The sequence below is a fragment of the Bacillus multifaciens genome (assembly GCF_030756675.1).
Classification (GTDB): Bacteria; Bacillota; Bacilli; order Bacillales; family Bacillaceae_G; genus Bacillus_A; species Bacillus_A multifaciens.
This window is the reverse complement of record NZ_JAVBXD010000006.1, coordinates 98,961-117,092: the sequence shown is the minus strand read 5'-3', so window position 1 is coordinate 117,092 and position 18,132 is coordinate 98,961. Positions and strand designations below refer to the sequence as shown.

The window sequence follows — 18,132 nt, the reverse complement described above, 5'->3', positions numbered from 1 at the left end:
TAGTTTGTACTCATTATAGTAATAGATAAAGTGAATATTTTCTTATCCAGAGAGGTGGAGGGACTGGCCCGATGAAACCCAGCAACCGCTATGCAGGTGCTAATTCCAGCAGAACAGTTTTGTTCTGACAGATAAGAAGGAAGAGATATAATCCGCTTCTTCTTATCGAAGAGGTTTTTTTATTGTAAAAAAACCGATAATGAAAAATGGACAACGAGAAGAAGGGAGCAAGCATACTGTGACACTCGAGAAATATATTACACTACGTAATGCAATTTATAATTATATGGAAGAGAAGGAAGAACCGATTACATTATTGGATATTCAACAACATATTACTACTGAACATGAAGGGGAATTTGCGAAGAAAATGCTGCAGCAATTTTATTTATTGCGACTGCTAGATGAACTAAAATTAGATGGGAAAATTACTTTAGCAGAGCAACATAAATGTATAGATGATAAGGGAGTTTATTATATAGTAAAATAACAAAAAGGGAGTTACACTCCCTTTTTTATAGTGGTATTTATTTAAAAATTCATCCTATTCGATAAGCGTTATGTAGATAAAAAGACTGTGCTATGCAGTCTTTTTACAAGGAAATGGTGCTGAGTGTGTAGTGTTAAAAAATTAAATGTGCCCCAAAAGATGGGCGTTCTCGGCTAAAAAATAAAAAAGACACCATCGCCGAATAGGTGTCAGTCGTTTTGTCAAAGAGGCTTGCCCTCTGACATGTATTAGAATAGCATGTGAGCATAGAAAAAGTCAAAAGGGAATTAAAGGAAAGTGCTGTTTGCAATGAACATATTAATTGTATATGCGCATCCAAACCCTTCTAGCCTCAATGCTGCAATTTTGAAACATGAAAAAACAGGATTGAAAGAGAGGGGATATTCTGTAACTGTTCTTGGTTTGTATAAAGAATACTTTAGTTCTGTGCTGACATTTGATGAGTCAAAAGAGAGAGGAATGGTTATAAAGAATGTATGAAAAGGCAACGGAATTATGGAAAATAGAGAACTGATTTACAAAATTATGAGTATATGTAAAAGAGAAGATGATTTGTTTTGTTCTTATCTTAGGTGTTTATCTGGTATAAAGGAGAAAAGCGAGCAATTTACTAAAGTCAAACAAAAAGTGCGAGAAGAGTATCTTATAAGAGGCATTTGTGAAAGAGAAGTGGATATTTTAGTAGAACAAAGTGAACAAGTTGCAGATTTGTATGTACCTAAGTTGCTCCAATGGGAATTTTTACGAAAAAATGTCCGTTATATAGAAGATATCTGTTTTATGGTATTTCAATTAAAACCGTTATGTCTTTCAGAAGAACAATGGAAACATGTAATTACAATTATTGAGAAAGAGCTGTCATAAGACAGCTCTTTTCTTAACAAAAATTTAGGGATTTAAACTTAATTAGAGGACTCTTTCTGTAAATATTCAGCGATTTGCAAATACATTTTGCTATATGCGGATTGTATTTCTCCATTATGATTCGCATTGGAAGAAAAATGAACAATAACCATATGTGCAGTTGGATCGATATACAATCTTTGTCCATAACTGCCAAGTACTTCAAAAGCATTATGTTCATTATGTGAAATCCACCACTGATTATGATAAGAATATTCCTCACCATCGCCGACTGGAAGTTCGTATTTTTGTATATGTTTAACTTCTTCAATTATAGAAGAAGAAATAACTTCTTTCCCGTCATATACACCATTGTCCATTATCATTTTCCCGAATCTTGCCATGTCTCGAGCGGTGGTATTTAATCCTGCACTTGCCTGTTCAACTCCAGCTTTGTCAACAACGTAATAAGCATTTTCTTCTGCGCCAATTGGTGACCAAATCCGTTCACTTACTTGATCTGCGAGTGATTTTCCTGTTACAGTCCGAAGGATCCAGGCTAGTGTTTCAGCAGAACCGTTATTATATGAAAATGTTTCTCCTGGAGCAGCGGTTTTGTTGCCTTCTAGCAACATGTCATAAATTGTTACAGGTCCATTATAGTTTTTACAGCGAGGAAGAAGATTGCTTGCTAAATATAATTGTGCATCTTGATTATCTAATCCAGCTTGTTTAAAACCGTGAGTTGGATATTCTACTGAAACTTGCATATCTAATAGTTGTTGAATTGTTGCTATTCCAAATGGTGTTCCTTTTAATTCTTTTACATAAGTTTCTGCAGTTGCGTTAGGCTGCAGCTTTCCTTCTTCAATAAGGGTATTAACGAGCAACCCTGTAAATACTTTTGCTACCGATGCCATACCGTGTGGCTCAGATTCTTTATATCCATGAAAGTACCGTTCATACACAAGCTTCCCATCATGTAAAACAATGAATGCATCTGTTTTATGTTTTTCTAATAATTTTCGAATGGATGTATTATTGTCATTTTCATCTGTGATTTTTAGATTATCTAGATTTTGCAAATTAGTTGGGAGTGAGGATATATAATTTGGATTTTTAGCGACAACTTTTGTTGAAGCAAGTTCGCGCATATGTGAATACGACCAACGAAGATACGGGTCTTGTAACCAGTTTTTTTTCGTCACTGTTTGTTTTGAAGAAAAACTTTTATTCGGATTGAATAACGTAAATCCTATTCCAGTCAATATACATACAAAAATTAAAATGATGAAAATAAGCGGCGATTTTTTAAACCTCATAATATAAGCCTCCTTCTTATTTTATTATAAGAGATAAGCTTATAAAGAAGCAAAAAAAGGAGAGTAAACACAGAAGTTTACTCTCTCTAATATGATTAAGCAGATAGTTTTTCTTCTGTTGTTTGCTTTTTGAACTTTTGTTTACGTCCATGAAGAAAATGGTAAATCAGTAATGTAAATGCAACGATAATCGAAGAAATAAAATACATATGATGATAACTTGAATGTGCAGCAACGATTCCTAAGATGAAAGAGCCAATACCGATCCCTGTATCGAAGAATGAGAAATAAGTAGCTGTTGCAGATCCGCGTCGATGATTAGGTGCGGCACTAACTGCAATTGTTTGGAAGCTCGGGATTAAGGTTCCATATCCAAAACCGATAAGTACGCCAGAAGCAAGTAACCAAAATGACGTTTGTGCTTGGCTTAAAATGAACATCCCAATCATAAAGATAATAATAGATGGATAAATAAGAACATTTTCCCCGAATCGATCGAATATTCTTCCTGAAAACGGCCTAGAAATAACCACTACAATTGCGTATACAACAAAGAAATAACTTGCAATCTCTGCCATGCCAAGCTCTTTTGTATAAACGGGAATAAATGAAAGAATACCGCTATAGGAAAAGGAAAGTATGCAACCTGTGAGAGCAATTGGGATTGTTGAAGGCTCTATTAAATCCTTCCATTGCATACGTTTCTTTTCGTTAGTGACAGCTGTTTTTTTATCAGGGATATTTACAAATAGTCCGCATAAAAAAGCAAGGATAGAAAATATAGAACAAAGTATAAATAGACCAGTAAATGAGAATTTAGAAATAATTGTTAAACCTAAAAAAGGACCGATAACCATCGGTAAACTCATAAATACTCCGTAATATCCAAGTGCTTCACCGCGCCTATGGGCCGGCGCTACATCTGTTACGATTGTACCAGTAGCTGTTGTTGCCATTCCAAATCCGATGCCATGGAAGAAGCGAAGAGCAAGCAGTAAAAATAAGCTTTGTGCACCAAAGTACATGACTGTTGCAGCTAAAAATAACGAAAGGGAGATGAATAAAATTTTCTTCCTTCCTAAATCATCAAGCCATTTCCCTGTAAATGGTCGGCAGATTACAGAAGAAATAAGAAACACTGTTGCGACAAGACCCATTTCTTCAGGTTTTCCTTTTAATCCGTCAATAACATATACAGGCAAGGTTGTTATGAGCATATAAAATGTTAAAAAGAGAAATAGACTACTCAAACATGTTCCAATGAAGTCTTTCGTCCAAAGTCTTTGACTTTCCATAGTCATCCCTCCGATTTCTAATCAAGATTTCGAATTACTTTTTGTAGTAGATGAAAAGCAAGGTGAAGCTCTTCCTCGCTAATATCTTGCAATGCTTTTTCTTCAAATGAGTCTACTTCTTCCTGCCAACTCGGTATCATTGCGATTGCTGTTTCTGATAAAGAAATGAGCTTCTCGCGTCGATCTGTCCCCTCAGTTCGAGTAATCCATCCCATTAATTCCATCCGTTTTAAAGTACGGGTCATTGTTGGAGACTCAACGTTTAAGTATTGACACAATTCTGTTTGTGTACAAGGTCCGGATTGATTTAGCCTGAAGATAACGGCCCACTGCGCGCTATATAAACCGGTTGGAGAAACACGTTCGTTGAATCTCTTGGAAAATTTCCGAGCGGTTTGGCTGACAGTGTGAAAAAAGTGTTGTTTTTCGTCCATATTTTTTTCCTTTCCTAATTAGTTACCTAGCTAACTATATCTATTTTTTTCAGAATTGTCTAGTAGTCTATCGTTATGCTTATGAAAAAAATTTCATTTTCAGATTGAGAACATATATTCTGTATGATATGATTAAGTTAGAATTTTCTGTCTTTCAAAAATGTGTGTTATTGATAATTTTGAGGGGGAAACAGAATGATGAAACCTGCCGTTATGAAATCAGTAGCATTATCAAATGGAGAAACAATTGCATATCAAGAATTGGGAAATGGAACAGAAAGAGTAGTGCTTATTCACGGGAATATGACGTCTTCGCAGCATTGGGATTTGGTTATAGAACAATTGCAAGATTCTTATCATATTTATGCTCTAGATTTACGTGGTTTTGGTTTTTCGACTTATCATCAGCCGATTGATTCATTGAATGATTTTGCAGAAGATGTGAAGTTGTTTGTGGATGAACTGCAACTTGAAAATTTCTCATTGGTCGGATGGTCGATGGGGGGAGGAGTTGCCATGCAGTTTGCAGCAGCTTATCCGACGAATGTGAATAAACTCATATTAGTAGAATCGGTAGGTGTGAAAGGATATCCAATATATAAGAAGGATATAAATGGTCAACCAATTGTATCAAATCTGTTAACAACAAAAGAAGAAATAGCGGAAGATCCTGTTCAAATTGCACCTGTTGTTGAAGCTTTAAAACAAAAGGATAAGAAGTACTATCGTAATATCTGGAATTTACTTATTTATACGCATCATCAGCCTAGAGCAGATCGTTATGAAAAATATCTGAATGATATGTTGACGCAGCGCAATTTTGTTGATGTGAATTATGGACTTGTAACATTTAATATTTCTGATGAACATAACGGAATTGTACCTGGGAACGGAGATGTAAATCGCATTCAGGTGCCAACATTAGTTCTCCAAGGGGATCGTGATTATGTGGTGCCAAAAGTAGTTGGTGAAGAGTTGGCAAAGCATTTACCGAATGCAAAATTGGTCATGTTAGAAGATTGTGGGCATTCGCCATTTATTGATTGTTTAGACGTGTTTATAAATGAAGTAATCGCATTTTTGAAAGGATAGTTGCCTTGTTTCCTATTGCACATAACAAACGTATACTGTAATAGGATTGTTTTGAAAAGGAGAAGGTTATGGTGATTTTTTATACAGAACCGGCTTATCTATCAATTCGTCATAGGACGGTGTATATGCATCCTTTGTTAAATGGTACGAATACACATATACAAAAATTATATTTCCATACATTCCCACCAGTATATGGAACGAAATATTATGTGACATATTCTTATTCACATCCACAACAAGGTGTAGTGGTGCAACAACCGTTCTTTTATGCCCCTAAGGTAAAATCATATATAAATCATATGCAATCATATGTAAAAGCTCAAGTATGGGAAGGATGAAAGCTAGAAGTCTGAACTTCTAGCTTTATTTTTGTGGAAATTAAGAGTATACGATTTACGGATAAAACATCTATAATAAAGGATGTGAGTTTATCGAGGGAGCGTAATAAAATGGGGAGAAAGTATACGTTTTGGATTATGGTTGGAATTGTTGCGATTTCTGGGCTTTCGCAAGGTATGTTGTTACCAGCAATCGCAATGATTTTTGAGAAAGAGGGAATTAGCTCAAGTTTTAATGGCCTTCATGCAACGGCATTATATATTGGTATTTTTGTTATTTCACCTTGGCTTGAGAAACCGATGAAAAAATTTGGAATGAAACCTCTTATTGTAATTGGAGGCTTCATTGTTGTTGGAGCATTATTTTTGTTTACGCAAACATCTTCTTTTTGGGTATGGTTTGTTCTTCGTTTTTTAGTTGGGGTAGGGGATCATATGCTTCATGTTGGAACACAAACGTGGATTACGACAACTGCTAGTCCGCACAAAGTAGGAAAACAAGTTTCAATTTACGGAGCATTTTTCAGTATCGGTTTTGCAATAGGACCTTATTTAGCGAGTACAGTACAATACGGTGTTGCAACTCCATTCATTGTATCAACTATTCTTTGCTTAATAGGTTGGTTATTGCTAATTCCAATACAAAATGCATTTCCTGATCAAGGAGAAGTGAATCAAGAAAGTGAGTCATCTTTGCAGCGCTATAAGCAAGTTTGGATCTTGGGTTGGATTGCGTTACTTGCACCGTTAGCATACGGAGTATTAGAAGGGATGCTTAATAGTAATTTGCCTGTATATACGATGAGGAAAGGTTGGTCGGTTGAACAAATTTCATTTTTATTACCAGCATTTTCGATCGGTGGAATTATTACACAAATACCACTTGGTATGCTGAGTGATCGCCTTGGAAGAGAACGTATTTTAACATGGGCATTTAGCATCAGTACAGTGATTTTTCTATTAGCAGCTATTTTCGATCAATATTATTGGCTTGTATTTATATGTATGTTACTTGCTGGTATGGTTATTGGATCATGTTTTTCACTTGGGCTCGGGTATATGACAGATTTATTATCTAAACATTTATTACCAGCAGGAAATATTTTGTGCGGAATTGCTTTTAGTATCGGAAGCATTACTGGGCCTGTATTAGGTGGACTATTTATAGAGAAAATACAGTATACAAGTTTTTTCTTTGCCGTTATGATCATTATGGCAGTAATATCGATTGTTTATGTGGCATATATGAAAAGTCAAACAATGATAAGGAAAGCAGAAAGTAGGTAAAACAATGACAAAGCAATTAAAAAAGAAGAAATTTGAAGTATTACAAGATGAAACAATTGCACAGTGCCTCGAAAGAATGGAAAAGGAAGGATATACACCGTCACGCCGTATGGAAGAGCCTATTTTCCATGAGGTGAAAAGAGATGGTAAAATGGTTGTAGAGCCTTGTGGACGAAAAATAATATTTGAAGGAAAGTTAAAAACAGTATAAATTGCAACGTTATATAAATACAAATTAAGAAATCGACATAAAAACTCTCTTTCTTTTTAAGCGGGCGAGAGCATCAGACCATGCATAGAAGCGGTCAGGGCCTTTTTCTGCAACATGCAAGGTTTAAAACAAAAAGAGAAAGTGAGTACGGTTCATGCTGTATTCTGCATAGCAGCGACTTATATGTCTAAAAATTAAAATGGATACATATAGTTTGCGTGGATTTTTAATTTGAAAACTGCCAGGACCCCATCGCTATCAAGCTAAGATAAAATAATATGTTTAAAACGAAAAAATAAAAATAAAAATGGTCAAATTCAAGAATTCTATGCATATAATATAGCGAAAGGCCTTTCACCATTTTTCACCGAGGGGGCAATCAAAATGAAATTTTTGTCTTACCTTACAGCAATTCTGGTGATTATTGGCGGTTTAAATTGGTTATTTGTTGCGCTAGATTTTAATCTGGTGGAAAAAATTTTTGGTTCTGTACCAGCGCTTGTTGATACCGTTTATTGGCTTATTGGTATTTCTGCACTATATCAAATTTATGATCGTTTTTTTGCAAGTAATTAGCAATTATACAATTATTATTCAAAGTGTTAAGCAGACGTGCTTAACACTTTTTTGTTTCAATACGAAAAGGAAGTAAAGAAGAACTTCATGAAAACTCACTCATGAGAACGGTTCCAATGCTTTTTAGAATAAAATGGGAAAAACAATTTGACCGGCTATTTTATATGAGTTATAATTCAGAAAATTTCACAATTTATAAATTATAAAAAGAAAGAGGGGAATATGATGCATCGAGTATACAATTTTTCAGCGGGACCATCTACACTTCCTATTTCTGTTTTAGAGCAAGTACAAAAAGATTTATTAAATTATCAGGGAACAGGCATGTCGATAATGGAAATGAGTCACAGATCTGCAGTCTTTCAGGATATTATAGACGAAACGAAAAGTTTATTATGCGAGTTAATGAATATCCCTGAAAATTATGAAGTCCTTTTTATACAAGGGGGCGCATCTTTACAATTCTCCATGATTCCACTTAATTTAATGCACCGATTTAAACAAGCGGCATATGTACATACAGGATCCTGGTCAAGAAAAGCAATCCAAGAAGCAGAAAAAATTGGAACGGTTTCGGTTATAGCGTCTTCTGAACATGACCGATTTACATCTATTCCAGAATTCAATCGTACACTTCTCCCTCAAGAAATAGATTATATGCATATTACAACGAATAATACAATTGAAGGTACACGTTATGTAAATATTCCTGAGACAGGAGAGATCCCACTCATTGCTGATATGTCTTCTCATATTTTATCTGAAGAGTATGATGTAACAAAATTTGGTCTTATTTATGCTGGAGCACAGAAAAATTTAGGGCCTGCAGGGTTAACGGTTGTCATCGTTCGTAAAGATTTAATTGGTGCTGCGAATTCTTCTTGCCCGGCCATGTTAAACTATGAAACTTACAGTAAACATAATTCACTTTATAATACGCCGCCAACTTTCAGTATTTATGTAACAAAGCTAGTTTTGCAGTGGCTGAAAGCACAAGGAGGCGTGCAGGAAATCGAAAAAAGAAATTACAAAAAAGCAGCTATTCTATACAACTTTTTAGATGAATCAAGTGTGTTCACTTCACCAGTACAAACTACATACCGATCTTTAATGAATATTCCATTTACAACCTCTTCAAATGAACGAAATACGTTGTTTATTCAAGAAGCGAAAAAGCATGGTTTTGAAGAATTAAAAGGGCATCGTTCAGTTGGCGGCATGCGTGCTAGTATATATAACGCAATGCCAGTGGAGGCTGTACAAAAACTTGTGAATTTCATGTATGCATTTGAAAAGAAACACAAATAAGGGGATGAGAAAATGTTTCATATTCAAACGTTGAATCAAATTGCCGAAAAAGGAATTGTTACATTCTCAAAGGAGAGATATAGAATAGGAGAAACAGCCAAGAACCCTGATGGTATTTTATTGCGCAGCTATTCATTGCATCATGAGGAGTTTTCAAGTGATTTAAAAGCAATTGCAAGAGCGGGGGCAGGTGTAAATAATATACCAGTGGAACGGTGTACAGAGAAAGGAATTGTTGTTTTTAATACACCTGGGGCTAATGCCAATGCTGTAAAAGAACTTGTACTTGCAAGTTTAATTATGTCATCTCGTAATCTTGTTGACGGTATTGTATGGACAAAGGGGCTGCAAGGTGAAGAAGTGCCGCAACTTGTTGAGAAAGGGAAGAAGCAATATGTTGGTTCAGAAATTGTCGGAAAGCGTCTTGGAGTCATTGGACTAGGTGCAATTGGTGCTCTTGTTGCAAATGATGCCTTATCGTTAGGAATGGACGTCATTGGCTATGATCCATATGTTTCGGTTGAAACAGCTTGGCGATTATCAAGACAAGTAGAGCGAGCATTTAGTTTAGAAGAAGTTTTTGCGACATGCGATTATATTACTTTACATGTTCCGTTGCTAGAACAAACGCGAGGTTTCATAAATGAACAAGCATTTCAAGTAATGAAAAAAGGAGTTCGTATTTTAAATTTTTCTCGCGGAGAGCTTGTTGACGAAGATGCGTTAGAACGAGCGCTTCATACGGGGGCTGTGAATCATTATATAACAGATTTTCCAAACGAGCGTGTGCTGCAAATGAAAAATGTGATTGCAACGCCGCATCTTGGGGCATCTACATACGAATCAGAAGAAAATTGTGCGGTTATGGCAGCGCGGCAATTGCGAAGCTTTTTAGAAACGGGTAATATACGCAATTCAGTTAATTATCCAAATGTAGAACTGCCGTATATCGGTAAGAACCGAATTACAATTGCGCATCAAAATATTCCGAACATGGTTGGACAAATTACGTCACGCTTGGCAGATCATCATATAAATATTGCAGATATGATTAACCGTAGTAAGGGCTCTTTTGCTTATACAATGATTGATATTGATAATGGTATAGATGATATTATTAAAGAAGATATTGTGGAAAATATTAGAAACATTGCAGGTGTCGTAGCAGTACGAATGATTATATAAAGTGTAGGGGCTTCGAGGGCTTACTACCTGTAAATGCGAATAAGGAGGAGATTCTGGTGGTAACAATTAAACCATTTCGGGCAATTCGCCCTATACAAGAGCACGCAAAAGAAGTAGCTGCTCTTCCGTATGATGTACTTAATAGTAAGGAAGCAAGAGAAATAGCGAAAGATAATCCATATTCGTTTTTGCATATAGACAAGGCAGAAATTGACTTAGATCCATCTATTTCTCCATACGATAATGCGGTATATGAGAAAGCGAAGGAAAATTTGCAATATTTGATTGAAGAAAGTGTTCTTATACAAGAAGAACACCCATGTTTTTACATTTATGAACTTACAATGAAAGGTCGTTCTCAAACGGGACTTGTTGTTTGTACATCCATTGATGAATATTTAAATGACACAATTAAGAAGCATGAGCGAACAAGGCCTGAAAAAGAAAAAGACCGTATTCGTCATGTTGATGTCTGTAATGCTCATACAGGGCCTATTTTTGTAACATATCGTGGGAAAAGTGAAATTGCAAATGCTATTGTGAATTGGAAGAAAACGCATAGCCCTGTTTATGACTTTACAGCAGATGATGATATTGGGCATAAAGCGTGGATGATTCATGATGAAAAAGTCGTTGCTACATTAATCGAATTGTTTAAGGGTATACCTTCTTTATATATTGCTGATGGTCACCATCGCTCTGCATCGGCTGTGAAAGTAGGGATAATGCGCCGGGAAGTACATTCAAATTATACAGGTGAAGAAGAATTTAATTCCTTTTTATCTGTACTTTTTCCAAAAGATGAATTAGCAATTTGGGATTATAATCGTATTGTAAAAGATATAAATGGATTATCAGAAGAACAATTTTTGCAGGCGGTATCTCAAGAGTTTTATGTAGATAAAGCAGAAGTAGCGCCATTTAAACCGACAGAGCGTCATACGTTTGGAATGTATTTGAATAAAGCATGGTATAAGTTGACGGTGAAAGAAGACAGAGTTGATGAAAATGATGTTGTAAATAGACTGGATGTATCAATTTTACAAGATCAACTTTTGCATACTATTTTACAAATTGATGATCCGCGTACAAATGACAGAATTGATTTTGTTGGAGGGATAAGAGGGCTGGAAGCGTTAGAGAGAATCGTTGATGAGGAAAGATGGGCCGTTGCTTTTTCAATGTACCCAACAACAATGGAAGATTTACTAGCTATTGCAGATGCAGGGGAAGTAATGCCGCCAAAATCAACATGGTTTGAACCAAAACTTCGCAGTGGTTTATTTATTCATTCGTTAGAATAGAAGAGGGAGCAAATGGCTTTCTCTTTTTTTCTTGCATATTTTGTACCTATCTTATAATGTATAGTCGTACTGACTGAAGGAAAGGGTTGGATATATATGATACATATTTTGTTAGCTGATGATGATTTACATATAAGAGAGCTCCTTCGTTATCACCTTCAAAAAGAAGGATATACAGTGTGGGAAGCTGAAGATGGAAAAGCTGCACAGTCAATATTAGAGAAAGAAACGATTCATTTAGCGATTGTTGACATTATGATGCCGCATGTAGATGGTTACACACTTTGTGAAGAAATTAGAAAATATTATGATATACCAGTTATTATGCTAACAGCAAAAGATCAGTTAGTAGATAAGGAGAAAGGTTTTTCTGTTGGGACAGACGATTATATTGTTAAACCGTTTGAGCCAGCTGAAGTATTATTCCGAATGAAAGCATTGTTGCGTCGTTATCAAATGTTAAGTGCAGATGTCATTCAATTGCATGGAACGACGATCGATCGAAAAAGCTATGAAGTACGTTGCCATGAACAAACCATTTTGTTACCGTTAAAAGAATTTGAGTTGTTATCACAGCTTGCGAGTTACCCAGGGCGGATTTTTTCTCGTGAAGAATTGATCGAACTTGTGTGGGGAGTGGATTTTGCAGGTGATGAACGCACTGTAGATGTCCATATTAAGCGATTGCGTGATCGTTTTTCGAAACGAACAGATGATTTTCAAATAAAGACGGTACGTGGTCTTGGATATAAATTGGAGTTGAAATAAAATGCGATCATTATATTCACGATTTGTAATAATATCGATTGTCATTATGTTAGTTAGTAGTATGATTGGTTTTTTATTATCGAATGTGTATTATCATCTTTATTTGAAACCGTATAACAGTGAAAAGATTTTAAAATATGCACAAGAAGTAAAACATTTATATGAGCAATCCAATGAGCAAAATCGAGAAGAATATTTGCAATCTATATCTAATCTAGGTTTTGAAATTTATGTAGTAGATGATCAAAAACAAGGAAAACGATATGGAAATGCATTTCGAAAAATTAACGTGAGTGACGAAACGATAGAAAGTGTATTAAAGGGGCATACATATAACGGGATTTCGACATACCCTACAAGGTTATTTATAACAGGCTTTTTTGATAATGAACTCTTAAATAGTATTGGGATTCCAATTCAACATGATGATAAACAATACGCTCTCTTTATTCGTCCGGATATTCAGCAGCAATTTGGTGAAATGCGTATTTTCTTTTCTGTTTTATTATGTTTAATGGTCGGGTTAAGTATTATTTGTATTGCAATTGCAGCTCGGTTTATTGTTCGTCCTATTCAGCTGTTTACAAGGGCAACTAAAAAAATTGCAAACGGAGAGTATGAAGTAGCTCTACCAGAATATCGAAAGGATGAAATCGGAACACTGGCTGTAAGTTTTCGGAAAATGGCAAAAAGCTTAAAGGATTTAGATCGAATGCGACAAGAGTTTGTTTCAAACGTCTCTCATGAATTTCAATCTCCGCTTTCATCGATTCAAGGATTTTCGAAAACGTTACAAACAAATGAGATGAGTGAAGCCGAGCGTAAGCGTTATTTGAAAATTATTGAATCAGAAAGTAGACGTATGTCTAGTTTGTGTAAACAATTATTAACGCTTGCGTCTCTTGATAAGGAAGAAAGAGTATTAGATAAAAAAACATTTGATGTAGGTAAGCAAATAAGAGATGTTATATTTATGTTAGAGTGGCAATGGCGTGAAAAAGATGTCGCGCTGGAACTCGATGTTCCAAGTATACAGGTGCACGGAGATGAAAACTTGCTTCATCAAGTGTGGACAAATTTACTGACGAATAGCATTAAATTCACAGACAGTGGCGGGACTATTTCGTTTTATGGAGAAGAGAAAGAAACGGAAGTATATCTCTCGATTTCTGACACAGGGCTCGGTATGAGTGAAGAGGAGATTGACAAGATATTTGATCGATTTTACAAAGTGGATGAGGCCCGAAATAGAACAATCGAAGGTAGTGGTCTTGGGCTTTCGATTGTGAAAAAAATTATTGACCTTCATGAAGGAAGTATTACTGTACAAAGTGTAAAAGGTGAAGGGACTACGTTTACACTTTATCTTCCGAAAATAACTAGTAATGTTTAGGGTATATACGAGTTGGAAATGTCATAAAAACCCATCTCTTTTTTAGGGGGACGAGAGCATCTGGCCGTGCATAGAAGCGGTCAGGGCCTTTTCCTGCCACATGCGAGGTTTAAAACAAAAGAAGAAAACAAGTGGAGGTCATGTTTTCTTCTGCATAACAGCGACTTAGAGGTCGGAAAATTCAAATGAATATATAGGTATGATTATAAACGACGAAAGAATGATAGATGTATAATCGGGTGCTGAAATTACGTAATAAAAAGCTTGTACAAGAAGGACGGATAAAACGAAAAGAGCAAAAACCGCGGTGGAATTTTACTGCGGTTTTTTATGTTCTATTTCAAAACACTCAATTTACTCTTAATTAGGAAGTATTTCGCTTTCAGTTCAGCCATAGATTTGTGGTATAGTGAGAAAGTATGTTTGCAGTAGAGGAAGGAGACATAAACATGATTACATCTGCGCAAACTCCTTCATTAACAGAAACGATGAAAGAGTGGCATGAAGCATTAACATATGAAATTAAACATTGGAAGACAGTTGGTGGAAGTAAACTGTCTATTATAAATGGTCGTTTTTTATATACAGACTATGAAAGTAGTGTCTATGTATTTCAGCTTATTTCTGAAGTAAGTATACCGGACGGAACACCGATTCGAATTGAATTTGACGGTGAGGAAGCAACTGGGGAAGTATTATCTGTTCATGGATTAGACATTGAAGTCAAACTTAATTGTTACATGCAGCAACATATACAGGAAGCTGCATTATATAGTGAGCCGTGGCAGCTATTAGAACAATTGCAAGAACGTTTAAAAGAAGTAAGAAAAGATAAACAAAGACGTCAGCGCGTAAAGCGGTTACTACAAGGAACAAGTGAACAAAAACATATTGTGAAAATGAAAAAAGAGAAAAATGAACTTGCGTATCGTGCTTTTTATAATGCAACAACATACGTCTGGGGACCGCCAGGAACCGGGAAATCATACAATTTATCGCGCATTATTGCAGCTCATTATCAAAGTGGGAAATCTGTTCTTGTATTAGCTCATAGTAATGCAGCCGTTGATGTATTAATGGGCGAAGTAACAAAACAAATTGAGAAAAAAGAGAAGTGGGTACCTGGAGAGGTAATCCGGTATGGTTTTAGTCAAAATGACCTAATTCGTAATCATGAAACGTTACTAACTACGCGACTAGTTGAATCAACAAATGAAGAATGGCAAGAAGAGAGGCTCTATTTAGAAGAATTAAGACAAGAATTAAGACAAAAAATTCTTTCTTATAAAGCGACTTCTGCTGAAAAAAGAAAAATGCAGGAAATTGAAGTTGATCTTCGGAAGCAAAAAGCAAAAGTGAAAGAAGTTGAGAAAGAGTATATTGAAAATGCAAAAGTCATTGGGGCAACATTATCAAAATGTGCAATCGATTCACTCGTTTATGAAAGAACGTTCGATCTTGTCGTCGTCGATGAAGTAAGTATGGCTTATGTTCCGCAAATTGCATTAGCAGCCTCTTTAGGAAAACGTATTGTTGTGTGTGGAGACTTTCTGCAATTACCGCCGATTGCTTTATCGAACCATGAGCTTGTGAATAAGTGGTTAAAAGAAGATATGTTTTACCATGCTGGCATAGTTGATGCGGTAAATGAACGTAAAAAGCATCCGAATTTATACATGCTGCAAGAACAGCGTCGTATGCATCCGCATATTTCAAGCTTTACGAATGAATTTATTTATAAAAATGAAGTGTTCGACCATCCATCTGTCACGGAGCGAAATGATATAGCAACTTTACAGCCTTTCATGAAAGAAGCAGCGGTTTTACTAGATACAAGTAATATGGGGGCTTATTCATTAAAAGACGTTGCATCTAGTTCACGTTATAATATTTTATCTGGATTATTAGCGATGCAGCTTACCTTAATTGGTTTAGTAGATGGAATACCGTCAATTGGTATTGTAACACCATATCGTGCCCAGTCACGTTTTTTATCAACGTGTATAAGGGAATTTCTTCAAAAAACAAAGTTCAAAAATGCGCCTGTACTAGCGGCAACAGTGCATAAATTTCAAGGGTCAGAGCGTGATATGATTTTGTTCGATACAGTTGATAGCTACCCGCAAGAACGGCCAGGTGTGCTCTTCTTCGATCAAAAAAATCACCGTCTCGTTAATGTTGCAGTAACAAGGGCAAGAGGGAAATTTATTCAGCTATCAGATTGTCAATATATGAGGCAAAATCTTTCGCGAAAACAGGCTTTATCTCATTTAACGTTTCATTTACAAAAGCAGGGAGATGTGTATGATCGCACAACATCAAGATCAGTTTTAGAGCGAAAGATTACGAAAAGATTAAGGTGGTTTGTACAAACAAGTAGAGAAGAAACGAAAATGCTATTAAAAGATATAATCTCAGCGAAAAAGAAGATCATCGTATCAATTCCTAATTCAAGTCGCATGGATAAGAGAGTATGGCAAGCATTAGCACGTGCAGAAGCATCCGTAATTATCTATATAGAAGCTCAAGTTCCGATAAAAAATGTACAAGTGCATCGGCAAAACAAAGTAATGCCATTTGTTATTATTGATGATGACATCATGTGGAGTGGTGCTCCGTTAACATCTCAGATGATTTTTGATGGTAGTCCAGAATTTCCATATATAACAGCGAGACTACAAGCTCCGCAAACAGTTGGAGTACTAAAAGGGTTTTTAGATATAAAAATATAGAATTTTCTTGACTTTTGTTTATAATAAAATTAGAATGAAAATAATTTAAAAATTAATCCTATATGAATACTTGAAATTTCTTATCATGAGAGGTGGAGGGACTGGCCCTTTGAAGCCTCGGCAGCGGATTCATTATGAATACTGTGCCAATTCCAGCAAGTGTAAGGCTTGAAAGATAAGAAAGATGGCATAAGTATATGTAATGTGTATACTAAAAAACCTCTTTCTATCTTTTAGAAAGAGGTTTTTTATTTTGTATATTGAAAGGGGAATGAAATATGGAAGTTTTACAAATTACTGCGCATCGAAATAAAATTGTGCAAAGTGTTGAGGAGAAAAGAGAGCGTTACATAAAAACGAGTCATACAATTCATGAGAATCCCGAAATTGGAAACCAAGAGTTTTTTGCATCTAAAACGCTTAGTTTATTACTTGGAAGTGCGGGCTTTCAACTTCAACATCATATCGCTGGCCATGAAACGGGTTTTATTGCGAGAAAAAGCTCTGGAAAGAAAGGGCCTACAATTGCTTTTTTAGCAGAATATGATGCACTTCCAGGTTTAGGTCATGCCTGTGGACATAATTTAATTGGAACAATTAGTACAGCTGCGGCAATTGCTTTATCAGAGGTAATTGAAGAAATTGGCGGAGAAATTGTTGTGTTTGGTACACCGGCAGAAGAAGGAGGACCGAACGGAAGTGCTAAAGGAAGCTATGTAAAAGCAGGCTTGTTTAAAGATATTGATGCAGCACTTATGATCCATCCGAGTGGTAAAACAGCAACAACTAGTCCATCTCTTGCATTAGATCCGCTAGATTTTCATTTTTACGGAAAATCAGCTCATGCTGCTGCCTCACCAGAAGCGGGAATAAATGCACTAGACGCTGTTTTACAATTATTTAATAGTATCAATGCACTTCGTCAGCAGTTGCCAACAGACGTGCGTATTCATGGCATCATTACAGACGGTGGAAAAGCACCAAATATTATTCCAGATTACGCATCTGCTCGCTTCTTTATTCGAGCAAAAACGAGAGAACGATGCACAGAAATTACAGAAAAGATTCGTAACATCGCACAAGGAGCTGCGCTTGCGACCGGTACAACAGTAAAGATTGAACAATTTCAAAATGAGATTGATAACTTAGTAATTAACCAAGCATTTAATGCGATAGTGGCTGAAGAACTAGAAGAATTAGGAGAAAATGTTCATCGTGATGAACGAATTGGCATTGGTTCTACCGACGCTGGAAACGTTAGTCAAATCATCCCGACAATTCATCCTTACATTAAAATTGGTAGTGATGATTTAGTTGCACATACAGACGCATTTCGAGAAGCGGCACGATCTGAAAGAGGAGATGAAGCATTAATCGTTGGAGCAAAAGCACTAGCACTAACTGCTTATCGGTTAATAACAGAGGAATCATTGTTAGCAAACATTAAACAAGAGTTTGAGAATGGGAAAAAGTGAATTAGTAGACAATATCCCCCACTTTAAAACACGTTAGCTTTTAAAGTGGGGGGAA

General features: G+C 35.9%; 17 protein-coding genes, 1 pseudogene and 2 riboswitches. Of the genes and pseudogenes, 15 read left to right on the top strand and 3 right to left on the bottom strand.

The features are described 5' to 3' along the window. Nucleotides 1-39: 39 nt before the first annotated feature. A riboswitch (SAM riboswitch) is annotated at nucleotides 40-138 on the top strand. Between the two features lie 61 nt (nucleotides 139-199). The 3 genes and pseudogenes from Q9306_RS06395 (at nucleotide 200) to Q9306_RS06385 (ending at nucleotide 1,375) form a co-directional block, all read left to right on the top strand. Continuing rightward, the gene (locus tag Q9306_RS06395; RefSeq protein WP_306196435.1) at nucleotides 200-490 is read left to right on the top strand and encodes a hypothetical protein; all 291 of its coding nucleotides are present in this window, start codon (nucleotides 200-202) and stop codon (nucleotides 488-490) included. Nucleotides 491-799: 309 nt separating this feature from the next. Next, nucleotides 800-967, top strand: a pseudogene (locus Q9306_RS06390) (NAD(P)H-dependent oxidoreductase); the annotation flags it as partial. 39 nt (nucleotides 968-1,006) lie between these two features. After that, nucleotides 1,007-1,375, top strand: a complete 369-nt coding sequence (locus Q9306_RS06385) for a group-specific protein (RefSeq protein WP_306196432.1) — start codon at nucleotides 1,007-1,009, stop codon at nucleotides 1,373-1,375. Between the two features lie 38 nt (nucleotides 1,376-1,413). On the opposite strand, the gene Q9306_RS06380 is transcribed toward Q9306_RS06385, so the two are convergent. The 3 genes from Q9306_RS06380 to Q9306_RS06370 all read right to left on the bottom strand — a co-directional run bounded on the left by Q9306_RS06380 (nucleotide 1,414) and on the right by Q9306_RS06370 (nucleotide 4,405). After that, nucleotides 1,414-2,676, bottom strand: a complete 1,263-nt coding sequence (locus tag Q9306_RS06380; RefSeq protein ID WP_306196430.1) for a serine hydrolase domain-containing protein — start codon at nucleotides 2,674-2,676, stop codon at nucleotides 1,414-1,416. A gap of 95 nt (nucleotides 2,677-2,771) precedes the next feature. Continuing rightward, the gene (locus tag Q9306_RS06375; protein WP_306196427.1) at nucleotides 2,772-3,971 is read right to left on the bottom strand and encodes an MFS transporter; all 1,200 of its coding nucleotides are present in this window, start codon (nucleotides 3,969-3,971) and stop codon (nucleotides 2,772-2,774) included. A 17-nt stretch (nucleotides 3,972-3,988) separates the two neighbouring features. After that, nucleotides 3,989-4,405: a MarR family winged helix-turn-helix transcriptional regulator gene (locus Q9306_RS06370; protein WP_306196425.1), complete on the bottom strand. Its 417-nt coding sequence runs from the start codon at nucleotides 4,403-4,405 to the stop codon at nucleotides 3,989-3,991. A 195-nt stretch (nucleotides 4,406-4,600) separates the two neighbouring features. Between Q9306_RS06370 and phaZ the strand changes: the two genes are divergently transcribed. The 12 genes from phaZ (at nucleotide 4,601) to Q9306_RS06310 (ending at nucleotide 18,077) form a co-directional block, all read left to right on the top strand. Next, nucleotides 4,601-5,497, top strand: coding sequence for an intracellular short-chain-length polyhydroxyalkanoate depolymerase (gene phaZ, locus Q9306_RS06365; RefSeq protein ID WP_306196423.1), 897 nt, complete (start codon nucleotides 4,601-4,603; stop codon nucleotides 5,495-5,497). Nucleotides 5,498-5,565: 68 nt separating this feature from the next. Beyond that, nucleotides 5,566-5,838: a hypothetical protein gene (locus Q9306_RS06360; RefSeq protein ID WP_306196420.1), complete on the top strand. Its 273-nt coding sequence runs from the start codon at nucleotides 5,566-5,568 to the stop codon at nucleotides 5,836-5,838. A gap of 111 nt (nucleotides 5,839-5,949) precedes the next feature. Then, nucleotides 5,950-7,125, top strand: coding sequence for an MFS transporter (locus Q9306_RS06355; RefSeq protein ID WP_306196418.1), 1,176 nt, complete (start codon nucleotides 5,950-5,952; stop codon nucleotides 7,123-7,125). 4 nt (nucleotides 7,126-7,129) lie between these two features. Continuing rightward, on the top strand, nucleotides 7,130-7,336 hold the full coding sequence (locus Q9306_RS06350) for an NETI motif-containing protein (RefSeq protein ID WP_306196416.1): 207 nt from the start codon (nucleotides 7,130-7,132) through the stop codon (nucleotides 7,334-7,336). A 384-nt stretch (nucleotides 7,337-7,720) separates the two neighbouring features. Further along, nucleotides 7,721-7,912, top strand: a complete 192-nt coding sequence (locus tag Q9306_RS06345) for a DUF378 domain-containing protein (protein ID WP_020061108.1) — start codon at nucleotides 7,721-7,723, stop codon at nucleotides 7,910-7,912. Nucleotides 7,913-8,137: 225 nt separating this feature from the next. Continuing rightward, nucleotides 8,138-9,220, top strand: coding sequence for a 3-phosphoserine/phosphohydroxythreonine transaminase (serC, locus tag Q9306_RS06340; RefSeq protein ID WP_306196413.1), 1,083 nt, complete (start codon nucleotides 8,138-8,140; stop codon nucleotides 9,218-9,220). Nucleotides 9,221-9,232: 12 nt separating this feature from the next. Further along, complete coding sequence (locus Q9306_RS06335; protein ID WP_306196412.1) at nucleotides 9,233-10,405, top strand: 3-phosphoglycerate dehydrogenase family protein; 1,173 nt, start codon at nucleotides 9,233-9,235, stop codon at nucleotides 10,403-10,405. Nucleotides 10,406-10,461: 56 nt separating this feature from the next. Continuing rightward, nucleotides 10,462-11,709 carry a DUF1015 domain-containing protein gene (locus Q9306_RS06330; RefSeq protein ID WP_306196410.1) on the top strand — a complete coding sequence of 416 codons (1,248 nt, stop codon included), beginning with the start codon at nucleotides 10,462-10,464 and terminating at the stop codon, nucleotides 11,707-11,709. A gap of 90 nt (nucleotides 11,710-11,799) precedes the next feature. Then, on the top strand, nucleotides 11,800-12,477 hold the full coding sequence (locus tag Q9306_RS06325; protein ID WP_306196546.1) for a response regulator transcription factor: 678 nt from the start codon (nucleotides 11,800-11,802) through the stop codon (nucleotides 12,475-12,477). A 1-nt stretch (nucleotide 12,478) separates the two neighbouring features. After that, nucleotides 12,479-13,870: a sensor histidine kinase gene (locus Q9306_RS06320; protein ID WP_306196407.1), complete on the top strand. Its 1,392-nt coding sequence runs from the start codon at nucleotides 12,479-12,481 to the stop codon at nucleotides 13,868-13,870. 419 nt (nucleotides 13,871-14,289) lie between these two features. Beyond that, nucleotides 14,290-16,602: an AAA domain-containing protein gene (locus Q9306_RS06315; protein WP_371932334.1), complete on the top strand. Its 2,313-nt coding sequence runs from the start codon at nucleotides 14,290-14,292 to the stop codon at nucleotides 16,600-16,602. A gap of 77 nt (nucleotides 16,603-16,679) precedes the next feature. Further along, nucleotides 16,680-16,784, top strand: a riboswitch (SAM riboswitch). Between the two features lie 96 nt (nucleotides 16,785-16,880). Further along, on the top strand, nucleotides 16,881-18,077 hold the full coding sequence (locus Q9306_RS06310) for a M20 family metallopeptidase (RefSeq protein WP_306196403.1): 1,197 nt from the start codon (nucleotides 16,881-16,883) through the stop codon (nucleotides 18,075-18,077). Nucleotides 18,078-18,132: the final 55 nt, after the last annotated feature.